At 60.2% G+C, this 13,999-nt stretch carries 10 protein-coding genes and 1 tRNA gene; 8 read left to right on the plus strand and 3 right to left on the minus strand.

What is annotated here, in order from left to right; translation table 11 throughout:
* Positions 1 to 48 precede the first annotated feature (48 nt).
* The gene (locus C0058_RS29520; RefSeq protein WP_003211003.1) at positions 49 to 1,284 is read left to right on the plus strand and encodes a multifunctional CCA addition/repair protein; all 1,236 of its coding nucleotides are present in this window, start codon (positions 49 to 51) and stop codon (positions 1,282 to 1,284) included.
* Here the strand turns inward: C0058_RS29520 and folK are convergent.
* Together folK and folB are read right to left on the minus strand one after the other, a co-directional pair.
* Entirely contained in the window at positions 1,254 to 1,772 is a 519-nt protein-coding gene (gene folK / locus C0058_RS29525; protein WP_102370018.1) for a 2-amino-4-hydroxy-6-hydroxymethyldihydropteridine diphosphokinase, read from the minus strand. The two genes, C0058_RS29520 and folK, sit on opposite strands and share 31 nt — an antisense overlap.
* Positions 1,763 to 2,116: a dihydroneopterin aldolase gene (gene folB, locus C0058_RS29530; protein ID WP_003211007.1), complete on the minus strand. Its 354-nt coding sequence runs from the start codon at positions 2,114 to 2,116 to the stop codon at positions 1,763 to 1,765. The genes folK and folB overlap by 10 nt, the downstream gene beginning before the upstream one ends.
* Before the next feature lie 74 nt (positions 2,117 to 2,190).
* Here folB and plsY point away from each other — a divergent pair, with 74 nt between their 5' ends.
* Complete coding sequence (gene plsY, locus C0058_RS29535) at positions 2,191 to 2,760, plus strand: glycerol-3-phosphate 1-O-acyltransferase PlsY (protein ID WP_003211009.1); 570 nt, start codon at positions 2,191 to 2,193, stop codon at positions 2,758 to 2,760.
* A 33-nt stretch (positions 2,761 to 2,793) separates the two neighbouring features.
* Here plsY and tsaD read toward each other — a convergent pair whose 3' ends face one another.
* Entirely contained in the window at positions 2,794 to 3,819 is a 1,026-nt protein-coding gene (gene tsaD / locus C0058_RS29540) for a tRNA (adenosine(37)-N6)-threonylcarbamoyltransferase complex transferase subunit TsaD (protein WP_087694726.1), read from the minus strand.
* A 203-nt stretch (positions 3,820 to 4,022) separates the two neighbouring features.
* On the opposite strand from tsaD, the gene rpsU reads away from it, so the two are divergent.
* The 6 genes from rpsU (at position 4,023) to C0058_RS29570 (ending at position 13,730) form a co-directional block, all read left to right on the plus strand.
* Complete coding sequence (gene rpsU / locus C0058_RS29545) at positions 4,023 to 4,238, plus strand: 30S ribosomal protein S21 (RefSeq protein WP_002551877.1); 216 nt, start codon at positions 4,023 to 4,025, stop codon at positions 4,236 to 4,238.
* 445 nt (positions 4,239 to 4,683) lie between these two features.
* Positions 4,684 to 6,645 carry a DNA primase gene (gene dnaG, locus C0058_RS29550; RefSeq protein ID WP_003211012.1) on the plus strand — a complete coding sequence of 654 codons (1,962 nt, stop codon included), beginning with the start codon at positions 4,684 to 4,686 and terminating at the stop codon, positions 6,643 to 6,645.
* A 67-nt stretch (positions 6,646 to 6,712) separates the two neighbouring features.
* A complete protein-coding gene (rpoD, locus tag C0058_RS29555) occupies positions 6,713 to 8,563 on the plus strand; it encodes an RNA polymerase sigma factor RpoD (protein ID WP_003211014.1) in 1,851 nt (616 codons plus the stop codon).
* 120 nt (positions 8,564 to 8,683) lie between these two features.
* Complete coding sequence (locus C0058_RS29560; RefSeq protein ID WP_102370019.1) at positions 8,684 to 12,427, plus strand: bifunctional diguanylate cyclase/phosphodiesterase; 3,744 nt, start codon at positions 8,684 to 8,686, stop codon at positions 12,425 to 12,427.
* A 15-nt stretch (positions 12,428 to 12,442) separates the two neighbouring features.
* Positions 12,443 to 12,519: transfer RNA gene (locus tag C0058_RS29565), tRNA-Ile, on the plus strand.
* A 125-nt stretch (positions 12,520 to 12,644) separates the two neighbouring features.
* The gene (locus C0058_RS29570) at positions 12,645 to 13,730 is read left to right on the plus strand and encodes a site-specific integrase (protein ID WP_102370020.1); all 1,086 of its coding nucleotides are present in this window, start codon (positions 12,645 to 12,647) and stop codon (positions 13,728 to 13,730) included.
* The last annotated feature ends 269 nt before the right edge of the window (positions 13,731 to 13,999 follow it).

Here is a 13,999-nt window from a genome sequence, read left to right on the forward strand (position 1 = left end):
ATTGGCGGGCCGCAGGCGTTATCCTGTGCCGCTAATGGAGGCTTTTTCATGCAAATCTACAAAGTCGGTGGTGCGGTACGTGATCGCCTGCTGGGCATCCCCGTTACCGATATCGACCGTGTCGTAGTCGGCGCTACCACTGAAGAAATGCTCGCCCTGGGCTACAAGCCTGTGGGTTCGGACTTCCCGGTATTTCTTGACCCGAAAAATGGTGACGAGTACGCCCTCGCCCGCACGGAGCGCAAGAGCGGCCGGGGTTATGGCGGCTTTGTGTTTCACGCCAGCCCCGAAGTTACCCTGGAAGAAGACCTGATCCGCCGCGACCTGACCATCAACGCCATGGCCGAGGATGACGCGGGCCACCTGACCGACCCTTATCACGGCCAGCAGGATCTGGACGCACGCATTCTGCGTCACGTTTCCCCGGCGTTTGCCGAAGATCCACTGCGTGTCCTGCGCGTTGCCCGCTTTGCCGCGCGCTATGCCGGCCTCGGCTTTACGGTAGCGCCCGAAACCCTGGAACTGATGCGCGAACTCAGCGCGTCGGGCGAACTGGAAGCCTTGACGCCCGAACGCAGCTGGAAGGAGATTTCCCGCGCATTGATGGAAAACCAGCCACAGGTGTTTATCCAGGTGCTACGCGATTGCGGCGCCCTGAAAACCCTGATGCCGGAAATCGACGCACTGTTTGGCGTGCCGCAACCCGAGGCCCATCACCCCGAAATCGATACCGGCGTGCACACATTGAGCGTGCTGGAACAGGCGGCCATCCATGCCCAACCGTTGACCGTCCGCTGGGCCTGCCTGCTGCACGATCTGGGCAAGGGGCTCACGCCTGTGGATAAGTTGCCGCAGCACATCGCTCATGAGCAACGCGGCGTGAAGCTGATCAAGGCGATGAACGAACGCTTCAAGGTGCCAAGGGATTGCCAGGAGTTGGCGTTGCTGGTGGGCGAATATCACACCCATGGCCACCGCGCACTGGAGCTGAGGCCCTCGACATTGCTGGAGTTGCTGCAAAGCTTCGACGTTTACCGTCGCCCGCAACGCTTTGAAGAGTTTGTGGTGGCATGCGAGATGGACGCCCGCGGGCGCAAGGGCCTTGAGCAGAGAAGTTATCCACAAGCCGATTATTTGCGCGGTGCGGCGCTGGCGGCCAGAGGTGTGGCCGTCGCACCGCTACTGGAACAAGGCTACAAAGGTCCCGAACTGGGCGAAGCGCTGAAACGCGAACGGCTCAAGGCGCTAAAAGCCTACAAGAGCGAGTCCGGCGTCAACGGCTGATCCCGCCATTCGAACGCGACCGGCGCCAGTACCTGGTCAATGTGTGCATCCTCCCACAGCGCGGCAAATGACTTGCCCACCTCAGGATGCACACGCTGCGGCGCCATCAACGACAGCGGCCACAGCACAAACGCGTTCTTCAGGATTTCGGCCCGGGGCAGGATCAGGCCATCGAAGTTACCCACCAGCTCGCCATACAGCAGCACGTCGATGTCCAGCGGCAAGCCCTTGCGATCCGGGGCGTAGCGGCCATTGTCGGCCTCGATGAATTTCAGCCGGCGGTCCAGTTCCATCAACGGCAGGTCGGTATACGCCGACACCACCAGATTGAAGAATGGCCCGCTCTTTATGCCCACAGGCTGGCTTTCAAACACCGGCGAACAGCGCATCTGCGTCAGGAAACCCGCCAGCGCATCAAGGCCAGCGTGCAAATGGGCCTCACGCTCGATGTTACTGCCAAGACCAAGGTAAACCTGAGTTAGCGACATCCGCGCTCGATCTCCACGCCCACACCCTTGGCGGCCGGTACGGCGCCGGGCTTGGTCAGTTTGAGGTGCAGCCAGGGAATCTGGAACTCACTCATCAACACTTCAGCCAGGCGCTCGGCGAAGGTTTCCACCAGCTGGAATTGCGCCTGCTCGGCAAAGGCCTGGATCCGCGCGGACACGCTCGCGTAATCCAGCGCCAGGGTCAGGTCATCACCGGCAGCGGCCGGGCGGTTATCCCAGGCGAAGCTCAGGTCCAGACGCAGGCATTGCCGGATACCGCGCTCCCAGTCGTAGGCCCCGATCACGGTGTCGACTTCCAGGCCTTCGATAAACACTCTGTCCAAGCACTCTTCTCCGCTGCACGACAAGGGCGCGATGCCCCGTTAGAATCAGGGCGTCCTCGCCCGGAATAGTTAGCATGTTTTGGTTACTGGCGACTCTCGCCTACCTGCTCGGCTCGCTGTCCTTCGCCATTTTGCTCAGCCGCCTGACGGGAAATCCCGACCCGCGAATGAGTGGCTCAGGCAATGCCGGCGCCACCAATATGTTGCGCCTGGCCGGCAAGAAACTCGCCGTACTCACGCTGTTCGGCGACGTCTGCAAGGGCCTGCTGCCGGTGCTGATCGCCGATCTCGCCGGGCTCTCGCTGCAACAGCAAGCCTGGATCGGCGTCTGCGCGGTGCTCGGCCACCTGTTCCCGCTGTACTTTCGCTTTCGCGGCGGCAAAGGCGTCGCGACGGCGGCCGGCATGCTGCTGGGGATCTACCCACCGGCGGCGCTGCTGGCCATCCTGGCCTGGCTGCTGACGTTCTACCTGACACGCACCAGCTCGCTAGCCGCCCTCATCGCCACGCCCCTGACCCTGCCGTTGCTGGCGTGGCAGGAACCGGAGGCGCTGGTGCCGATGAGCGTGCTCACGCTGCTGATCGTCTGGCGCCACCGGGGCAATTTACGCGACCTGTTTGCCGGGCGCGAACGGCATTTTTAAATACGCCCGGTGAACCCGGCTCACGTTCGCCCGTTACAGCGGCGGCAACTGCTCCATCGGCCAGCGCGCCTGCACGCTGATTGCCAGGCTTTCATGCTGCCCGGCCTGCAAACGCTGGCAACCGGCATAGGCGATCATCGCACCGTTGTCGGTGCAGAATTCGGGACGCGCATAAAACACGTCGCCCTTCATGTCGCCGAGCATTTTCTCCAGGGAGCTGCGCAGCGCCTTGTTCGCGCTGACGCCGCCCGCGATCACCAGGCGCTTCATGCCCGCCTGTTTCAGGGCCCGCTTGCACTTGATGGTCAAAGTCTCCACCACGGCCTGCTGGAACGCCAGCGAGATGTCGCAACGGGCTTGCTCACTGTCGTCTCCGGCGCTGACGCTCTGCTGCCAGGTGTTCAGGGCAGAGGTTTTCAAGCCGCTGAAGCTGAACATCAGGCCAGGGCGATCGCACATCGGGCGCGGGAAGGTATAGCGCCCCGGAACGCCTTTTTCTGCCAAGCGGGCGATTTCCGGGCCGCCCGGATAATTGAGGCCCATCATCTTCGCAGTCTTGTCGAAAGCTTCACCGGCAGCGTCGTCCAGGCTTTCGCCCAGCAGCGTGTATTGACCGATTCCGTCGACCTGAACCAGCTGCGTATGGCCGCCTGAAACCAACAAAGCGACGAACGGGAACGCTGGCGGGTTTTCTTCCAGCATCGGTGCCAGTAAATGGCCTTCCATGTGGTGCACACCAAGGGCCGGAATGCCCCAGGCAAATGCCAGCGCCTGGGCGCAAGAGGCCCCAACCAGCAGGGCTCCGACCAATCCGGGGCCGGCGGTATAGGCAATGGCGTCGATCTCGGTCGGCACGCAGCCGGCCTCGTCCAGCACCTGGCGAATCAATGGCAGCATGCGTTTCACATGATCACGGCTGGCCAGCTCCGGCACCACGCCGCCATAGGCGCGATGCAGGTCGATCTGACTGAACAGTGCGTCGGCCAAAAGCCCGCGTTCACTGTCGTAAAGTGCGACACCGGTTTCGTCGCACGAGGTTTCTAATCCCAGAACTAGCATGGGTTTGCGCCTTGTAGAGGCTGAATTCGAAGGCGCGCATAATAGTCGCCACTCCCCCTCCCGACTAGCGGTTTTCGATCAGAGGCTTTGCATTCCGGGCAATGAGGGGTTAACATCCGCAACCCTTAAAAACCGACGACCTCAGCCGCGAATTTTTTGCGACGAGAACGTTGATTCCCGGTAATGAAAGAAGGTAGCTCTGGATGCCAGCCGTCAAAGTAAAAGAGAACGAACCCTTCGACGTAGCTCTGCGTCGTTTCAAGCGCTCCTGCGAAAAAGCCGGTGTTCTGGCTGAAGTTCGTAGCCGCGAATTTTACGAGAAGCCAACTTCTGAGCGTAAGCGTAAAGCAGCAGCCGCTGTTAAGCGTCACGCCAAGAAAGTTCAGCGCGAGCAGCGCCGCGCCGTTCGTCTGTACTAATACACAGACGTTCGTAGCAAGCTTCTGCCAAGCCCGGCCCTCAGCCGGGCTGTTGGCATTTGCGGATATCGCTTGATGCTTCACCGTTGACGCCGCACACGCGACTGAAACGAACTGCTTCACACGTCAGGACTGGCTCTTTTGCCAGCGGTGCACGTCTCTTCTGACGAGCCTAACAAGGCTACTGACGAGCACACTTATTTTTTAACAGGCGATCAACAGGTCGGCTGCGCCCACCGATGAGCTTCCGAGGCCCCCACATGGCCAAGACCGGACTCCCGGGCAACATTTCTACGCCGGGCACTGATCGGAACTAACGTCAGTGAATGTTCGGCAGATACACTTCCTGACAGACCAAGCAGACGACAGTAGATCGAGCCGCACAACACGCGCGCCTTGAGCACTTTGCGGGCCCTCTTTTACACGCAGTGATGACGAGAACGCCATGGCCGGGCTAATTCCCCAGAGCTTTATTGACGACCTTCTGAACCGCACCGACATCGTCGATGTTGTCAGCTCGCGCCTGCAGATGAAAAAGGCCGGCAAGAACTACACCGCCTGCTGCCCGTTCCACAAGGAAAAGACTCCGTCGTTCAGCGTCAGCCCCGACAAGCAGTTCTACTACTGCTTCGGCTGCGGCGCTGGCGGCAACGCCCTCGGCTTCATCATGGACCACGACAACCTGGACTTCCCCCAGGCCGTCGAGGAACTGGCGAAAGCCGCCGGCATGGAAATCCCCCGCGAAGAAAGTGGCCGCCCGCACAAACCGCGGCAACCCACCGATTCGCCGCTGTACCCGCTGCTTACCGCTGCTGCCGACTTTTACCGCCAGGCACTGAAAAGCCACCCGCAGCGCAAAGCCGCCGTCGATTACCTCAAGGGCCGCGGCCTGACCGGTGAAATCGCCCGCGACTTCGGCCTCGGCTTCGCCCCGCCGGGCTGGGACAACCTGTACAAGCACCTGAGCAGCGACACCCTGCAGCAAAAAGCCATGATCGACGCCGGCCTGTTGGTGGAAAACGCCGAGACCGGCAAGCGTTATGACCGTTTCCGCGACCGCGTGATGTTCCCGATCCGCGACAGCCGCGGCCGCATCATCGCGTTCGGCGGCCGGGTGCTGGGGGACGACAAGCCCAAATACCTGAACTCACCGGAAACCCCGGTGTTTCATAAAGGCCAGGAACTCTACGGCCTGTTTGAGGCGCGCAAGAACAACCGCAACCTCGACGAAATCATCGTGGTTGAAGGCTATATGGACGTGATTGCCCTGGCCCAGCAAGGTTTGCGCAACGCCGTGGCGACCCTGGGCACCGCGACCAGCGAAGAGCACTTGAAGCGCCTGTTTCGCGTGGTGCCCAACGTACTGTTTTGCTTCGACGGCGACCAGGCCGGCCGCAACGCAGCGTGGCGTGCCCTTGAGTCGACCCTGTCGAGCCTCCAGGACGGGCGGCGCGCACGCTTCCTGTTCCTGCCCGAAGGTGAAGACCCGGACACCCTGGTCCGCTCCGAAGGCACCGACGCGTTCCGCGCGCGCATCAACCAACACGCACAACCGCTGGCCGATTACTTTTTCCAGCAACTGACCGAAGAGTCCGACCCGCGCTCCCTCGAAGGCAAGGCCCACATGGTCACCCTCGCGGCACCGCTGATCGACAAGGTTCCGGGCGCCAACCTGCGCACCCTGATGCGCCAGCGCCTGCTGGAAATCACCGGTTTGAGTGGCGAGGCCGTCAGCCAGCTGGCCCGCAGCGCGCCGCAAGAGGCGCCGCCGGCCTACGACCCGGGCATGGATTACGACGCCATGCCGGACTATTCCGACTTCCACCAACCGCAGGAGGCCTACACGCCCCAGCAGGAGTGGACACCGAAGAAACCCGGCGCCGGCGGCAAGAAATGGGACAAGAAACCCTGGGACAAAAACGGCAAACGTGGCGGTGACCGTGACGAACCGCGCGGCCCACGCGTCCCAGCAGCAGTAGAGCCGCCCACCATGGCAGCCCTGCGTACACTTTTGCACCACCCGCAACTGGCACAAAAAGTCGAGGATGCGGGGCACTTTGCGGCCGAAGACCACACCAATACGCAACTGTTGGTGGCCCTGCTCGAAGCCGTACAGAAGAATCCTAAGCTAAACTCATTCCAGCTGATTGCACGCTGGCACGGCACCGAACAGGGCCGTTTGCTGAAGGCATTGGCAGAAAAGGAATGGCTGATTGATGGCGATAACCTTGAACAACAGTTTTTCGACACCATTACTAGCTTGGTAGCTCGTCAACGCGAGCGAAACCTGGAACAACTTCTTCGAAAAGCGCGTCAGAGTGAATTGACCGCCGAAGAGAAAAATCAACTGCGCGACCTTTTAAGTCGCAATGTTTCCGCATCAAACCCGACCTCAGCTGGCGTGTGAGGTCATAGCTCGGGTATAATCCTCGGCTTGTTTTTTGCCCGCCAAGACCTTCAGTGGATAGGGTGTTATGTCCGGAAAAGCGCAACAGCAGTCTCGTATCAAAGAGTTGATCACCCTTGGTCGTGAGCAGAAGTATCTGACTTACGCAGAGGTCAACGACCACCTGCCTGAGGATATTTCAGATCCAGAGCAGGTGGAAGACATCATCCGCATGATTAATGACATGGGGATCCCCGTACACGAGAGTGCTCCGGATGCGGACGCCCTTATGTTGGCCGACGCCGATACCGACGAGGCAGCCGCTGAAGAAGCAGCCGCCGCGTTGGCAGCGGTCGAGACCGACATCGGTCGCACGACTGACCCTGTGCGCATGTATATGCGCGAAATGGGTACGGTAGAGCTGCTGACACGTGAAGGCGAAATCGAAATCGCCAAGCGTATCGAAGAGGGCATCCGTGAAGTGATGGGCGCAATCGCGCACTTCCCAGGCACGGTTGACCACATTCTCTCCGAGTACACTCGCGTCACCACCGAAGGTGGCCGCCTGTCCGACGTCCTGAGCGGTTATATCGACCCGGACGACGGCATTGCGCCACCTGCGGCTGAAATTCCGCCACCGATCGATGCCAAGGCTGCGAAAGCAGACGACGACACCGACGACGACGAAGCTGAAGCCAGCACTGATGACGAAGAAGAAGTCGAAAGCGGTCCGGATCCGATCATCGCAGCGCAGCGCTTTGGCGCGGTCTCCGATCAGATGGAACTGGCTCGCAAGGCCCTGAAGAAGCACGGTCGCGGCAGCAAGCAGGCAACTGCTGAATTGCTGGCCCTGGCTGAACTCTTCATGCCGATCAAACTGGTACCGAAGCAATTCGAAGGCCTGGTTGAGCGGGTTCGTAGCGCCCTTGAGCGTCTGCGTGCACAAGAGCGTGCGATCATGCAGCTCTGTGTCCGTGATGCGCGCATGCCGCGTGCCGACTTCCTGCGCCAGTTCCCGGGCAACGAAGTCGACGAAAGCTGGACCGACGCACTGGCCAAAGGCAAAAGCAAATACGCTGAAGCCATTGGTCGCTTCCAGGCCGACATCGTTCGTTGCCAGCAGAAGCTGACTGCATTGCAGACTGAAACCGGTCTGACGATTGCCGAGATCAAGGACATCAACCGTCGCATGTCGATCGGTGAGGCCAAGGCCCGCCGCGCGAAGAAAGAGATGGTTGAAGCGAACTTGCGTCTGGTGATCTCCATCGCCAAGAAGTACACCAACCGTGGCCTGCAATTCCTCGATCTGATCCAGGAAGGCAACATCGGCTTGATGAAAGCGGTGGACAAGTTCGAATACCGTCGCGGCTACAAGTTCTCGACTTATGCCACCTGGTGGATCCGTCAGGCGATCACTCGCTCGATCGCCGACCAGGCCCGCACCATCCGTATTCCGGTGCACATGATCGAGACGATCAACAAGCTCAACCGTATTTCCCGGCAGATGTTGCAGGAAATGGGTCGCGAACCGACCCCGGAAGAGTTGGGCGAACGCATGGAAATGCCTGAGGATAAAATCCGCAAGGTATTGAAGATCGCTAAAGAGCCGATCTCCATGGAAACCCCGATCGGTGATGACGAAGACTCCCATCTGGGTGACTTCATCGAAGACTCGACCATGCAGTCGCCAATCGATGTTGCTACCGTTGAGAGCCTGAAAGAAGCGACTCGCGACGTACTGTCCGGCCTCACTGCCCGTGAAGCCAAGGTACTGCGCATGCGCTTCGGCATCGACATGAATACCGACCACACCCTTGAGGAGGTTGGTAAGCAGTTCGACGTTACCCGTGAGCGGATTCGTCAGATCGAAGCCAAGGCGCTGCGCAAGCTGCGCCACCCGACGAGAAGCGAGCATTTGCGCTCCTTCCTCGACGAGTGATCACAAAAACCCCGGCCCAGGCCGGGGTTTTTGCTTCTACAGATTAAATCCTCGCTGCCTCCCCTCCCCCGCAATGCCCGTCTACACTCGAAACATTCCCCGTGCCATAACGAGACCGTTATGCCCAGATTGCCGACCGTGTTACTGCTGTCGCTGCTGACCTGGACCGCAACGGCTGGCGCGTTGACTCTCACCGATGAAGAGCGTGGCTGGCTGGCGGACCACCAAGAGTTGCGCCTGGGCGTCGACGCCTCTTGGCCACCCTTTGAATACCGCGATGAAGATGGTCGCTACCAGGGCCTGGCCGCTGATTATGTGCGGCTGATGCAGGATCGCCTTGGCGTCAGGATCAAACTGATCGAGCCGGTGAACTGGAGTGCCGTGCTGGAACAGGCCCGCAACAACCAGCTCGACCTGCTGCCGGGCATCATGTCCACACCGGAACGCCAGGGTTTCCTGTCGTTTACCCGGCCTTATCTCGACTTCCCCATCGTCATCCTCGCCCACGAAGGCGGCCCGCAACCACGCAGCCTCAAAGACCTGTACGGGTTGAAGGTGGCCGTGGTGGAAAACTACGCGCCCCATGAACTGCTGCGCACTCACCACCCGGACCTCAACCTGGTGGCCATGCCCAATGTCAGCGCCACGTTGCAGGCCCTGGCCACCGACAAGGTCGACGCCGTAGTGGGCGATCTGGCGTCCAGCGTGTGGAGCCTGCGCCAACTCAAGCTGGAAGGCCTGTACATCAGCGGCGAAACGCCTTACCGCTATCAATTGGCCATGGGCGTACCCAAGGACGACAAGATGCTGGTGGGCATCCTCGATAAAGTCCTGGCCGACATCAGCCCGTCTGAGACCGAGGCCATCCAGCAGCGCTGGGTCGGCAACGTCATCGACCACCGCACGCTCTGGACGGATGTGCTGCTCTACGGGTTGCCTGCCGTGCTGTTGCTGAGCATCGTGCTGGCCGTGGTTATTCGGATCAATCGTCGGCTCAGCTCGGAAATTTCCCGCCGGGTCGCCCTCGAACAGGAACTGCGCAGCAGCGAATACCACTATCGCGGCCTGGTGGAGAGCCTTTCCGCGATCGCCTGGGAAGCCAGCATCAGCGATTTCACCTACAGCTACGTGTCGCCCCACGCCGAGGAACTGCTGGGTTACCCCCGTGCCCACTGGCTGATCCCGGGCTTCTGGCGCAACATCATCCACCCCGCGGACCTGACCCGCACCGAATCCTATTGCTACGCCGAAACCCGGGCCAACCGCGACCACAGTGTCGACTACCGGGTGATCACCGCCGATGGACGCTGCCTGTGGGTGCGGGACATCGTCAGCCTGATCGAACACGGCCACGAGCCCGTGCTGCGCGGCCTGATGATCGACATCAGCGAGGCCAAGCGCACCGAGGAAGCGTTGCAGCTTTCGGAACAGAAATTCGCCTCTGTGTTCCAGCAATGCCCGGACATCCTGGTCATCGCCCGGCTGTCGGACGGCTGCCTGATGGAGGTCAATAAGGCATTCGAAGACCAGATCGGCCTGAGCGCCGAAGCAGTCGTAGGAAAAACCGCCACTGAACTGAATATCTGGGGCATCCAGGGCGTAGGCCCCGGCCTGCTGCAACGGGTACAGACCACCAGCATCCGCAACCTGGAAATGCCCTTCCTACGCAGCAACGGCCAGGCCTTCACCGGACTGATCTCCGCCGAACCCTTTCAACTGGATACCACCGAAGCCCTGGTCGTGGTGGTGCGTGACATCACCCAGCTGAAAGAAACCCAGCAGCGACTGCAGACCTCCGAAGAGAAATTCGCCAAGGCCTTTCATGCCTCTCCCGACGGCCTGCTGCTGTCCCGCCAAAGCGACGGTTTGCTGATTGAGGTCAACGAAGGATTCAGTCGAATTACCGGCTTCAACAGCGTGATGTCGCTGGACCAGTCAACCCTGGACCTCGGGATCTGGGTCGACCTGAACGAACGCAAAGACATGCTGGAGCGGCTGCAACGGGATGGATTTGTCCGCGACTTTGTCTGCCACATCCGCCGCAGCGACGGCGAAATTCGCCTGTGTGAAGTCTCCAGCCGCCCGCTGCCCATCGGCGACGACGACTGCATGCTGACCATCGCCCGGGACATCACCGAACGCCAACTGATGCAGGAAAAACTGCAACAGGCCGCCACCGTGTTCGAGAGCACGGCCGAAGGCGTACTGATCACCGACACCCGGCAAAATATCAGCGCCGTGAACCGCGCCTTCAGCGAGATCACCGGCTACAGCGAAGCCGAAGCCCTTGGCCAAACCCCGCGCCTGCTTGCCTCGGGCCTGCACGACAGCGCCTTCTACGCCGCCATGTGGCACCAACTGACGGCCAACGGCCACTGGCAAGGCGAGATCTCCAACCGGCGCAAGAGCGGCGAGCTGTACCCCAGCTGGCTGACCATCAGCGCCGTGCGCAACCGCGAGGAGTCGATCACCCACTTCGTCGCCGTGTTTGCCGACATCTCCAGCCTCAAGCACGCCCAGGCGCGCCTCGATTACCAGGCCCACCACGACCCGCTGACGGGCCTGCCCAACCGCACCCTGTTTGAAAGCCGCCTGCAAGCCGCCCTCAACAACCAACAGGAAACCGGCAGCCAGGGCGCCGTGCTGTTCCTCGACCTCGACCGCTTCAAACACATCAACGACAGCCTCGGCCACCCGATTGGCGACCTGCTGCTCAAGGACATCGCCGTTCGCCTCAAGGACCAACTGCGAGACGTCGACACCGTCGCGCGCCTGGGTGGCGACGAATTCATCATCCTGCTGCCCGGCCTGCAACAAGCCAGCGACGCCGAACACCTGGCCAATAAGCTGCTGGCCTGCTTCACCCCACCGTTCCAGGCGGGCGAGCATGAGTTCTTCATCAGCGCCAGCATCGGCACCAGCCTGTACCCACGGGACGGCAACGACGTCGCCACCCTGGTCAAAAACGCTGACGCCGCCATGTACCGCTCCAAGGCCAAAGGCCGCAACCGCGTCGAAAGCTACACCCAGGACCTCACTGCGCAAGCCAACGAGCGCGTGGCCCTGGAACACGAACTGCGCCGAGCGATCGAGCGCGACGAATTGTCTCTCTATTACCAGCCGAAACTCAGCCTCGACACCCAACAACTGATCGGCGCCGAAGCCCTGATTCGCTGGCGCCACCCCACCTTCGGCGAAGTGCCGCCCGAGCACTTCATTGCCCTGGCCGAAGAGAACGGCATGATCCTGCAGATTGGCGACTGGGTACTGGAGCAGGCCTGCCGACAGATGCACGACTGGCGAGAAATTTTTGATGACTTCGGCCCGCTGTCCGTCAACCTCGCCGGCGCGCAACTGCGCCACCCCAACCTGCTGGCGCGCATCGAGCAACTGCTGCGGGACAACCGCCTGGAGCCTGGCTGCCTGCAACTGGAGATCACCGAAAACTTCATCATGAGCCAGGCCGAAGAGGCGCTGGAGGTGCTGCACCAGCTCAAGCATCTGGGCGTGCAACTGGCCATTGATGACTTCGGCACCGGCTATTCGTCCCTAAGCTACCTGAAACGCCTGCCGCTGGACTTCCTGAAGATCGACCAATCCTTCGTCCGTGGCCTGCCCGATGACCCACACGATGCGGCGATCGTGCGCGCCATTATTGCCCTGGGGCACAGCATGCAATTCACCATCATTGCCGAAGGTGTGGAAACGCCGGCCCAACAAGCGTTTCTGGCGGCTGAAGGTTGTGAGCAGATGCAAGGCTATATCGTCAGCCTGCCGCTGCCGCCGGACCTTTTCGCCGCTACGTTCCTTCGTATGAGCGTTTCGGACTTTTCGGATGGCACAGCGAAGAAACCATCGCTATAATCCGCGGCCTACTGAGGGCCTATAGCTCAGTTGGTTAGAGCAGGGGACTCATAATCCCTTGGTCGTAGGTTCGAGTCCTACTGGGCCCACCATACAAAAAGCCGCGCACTGCGCGGCTTTTGTGTTTCTGGGTGGTTCCCTGTTTTTACAGTCCTACGCTCCATGGGTACAAATTAGGTACAGTGCTGGTTCGCCAGCCGCCTAGGAGCACCCTCTCATGGCAACACTCGTCAAAACTCCTTCCGGCACCTGGAAGGCCCTGATTCGCAAAACTGGCTGGCCAACCGTGGCTAAAACCTTCCGTACCAAGCGTGATGCGGAGGACTGGTCTCGACGTACCGAAGACGAAATGGTAAGAGGTGTGTACATCCAGCGCAGCGGCTCCGAACGCATGACGCTTGAGACTGCACTCAAGCGCTACCTGAGCGACATCACCCCCACCAAGAAGCCCAGCACCCAGCGCGGTGAAATCACCAAAGCCAAGAAGCTAATCGAGCACCTGGGCAAATACTCTCTTGTCGCCCTCTCCGCTGAAATCATCGCCGGCTACCGCGACAAGCGACTGAACGAGCCCGGCCGCGATGGAAATATCAGCAACAACACTGTGCGTCTTGAGCTGGCTCTGTTGAGCCACCTGTACACCGTCGCTATTCAGGAATGGGGATTGGGACTGACGTTCAATCCAGTGCTGAACATTCGCAAGCCAAGCCCGGGAGACGGTCGTGACCGACGACTATCGCCGGACGAAGAACGCCATTTGCTCGCGGCCGTGAATCGACACAGCAACCCGATGCTGGGTTGGATTGTGCGTATCGCCCTGGAAACGGGTATGCGCTCGTCTGAGATTTCATCCCTGCGGCGACCTCAGGTGGATTTGGCAAAGCGCGTCATACGCCTCTCAGACACAAAGAACGACGCTTCCCGAACCGTTCCCTTGAGCAAGCGAGCCACAGAAGCATTCCAAGCTGCGATGAGTAACCCGGTGCGTCCAATCGACTGCAACCTGGTGTTTTTTGGTGAACCAGGAAAGGACGGGAAACGTAGGCCGTACACATTCACCAAAATCTGGGGACAGCTTAAGAAAAAGCTCGATCTACCCGACTTCAGGTTTCACGACCTCCGCCATGAAGCGGTGAGTCGGCTTGTCGAGGGAGGGCTATCCGACCAAGAAGTTTCAGCCATCAGCGGCCACAAGTCGATGCAGATGCTCAAGCGATACACCCACCTTCGGGCGGAGGATCTGGTAGGGCGGTTAGACAAGATAAACCGCGACGCAAAGACTCCGCAACTTACGGACAAATAATAAGTCAGGTGCAGTTTCCGCTTGTGATCGGAAGCTCTGATGGCTATGCGTTAAAGATGAGCTAAATACTGCCGAATAATTTTAGACACGAGGCGGGCCTTGTAAGGCCCGCTGTAGGTAGTTGAGGCGCCTTACCCATTCACCGCCTCGAAGATATCAGGCTCGACTAACACTCCTTATCACTGTCGCGAAGGAGAGAGGTCGTCGTGTTCAGACACATGCAACCCTAATAATCCATGGCACTCCACCAGCTACTTGCGGTAGAGAAA

The sequence above is a fragment of the Pseudomonas sp. NC02 genome, assembly GCF_002874965.1.
In the GTDB taxonomy this organism is placed as follows: Bacteria; Pseudomonadota; Gammaproteobacteria; order Pseudomonadales; family Pseudomonadaceae; genus Aquipseudomonas.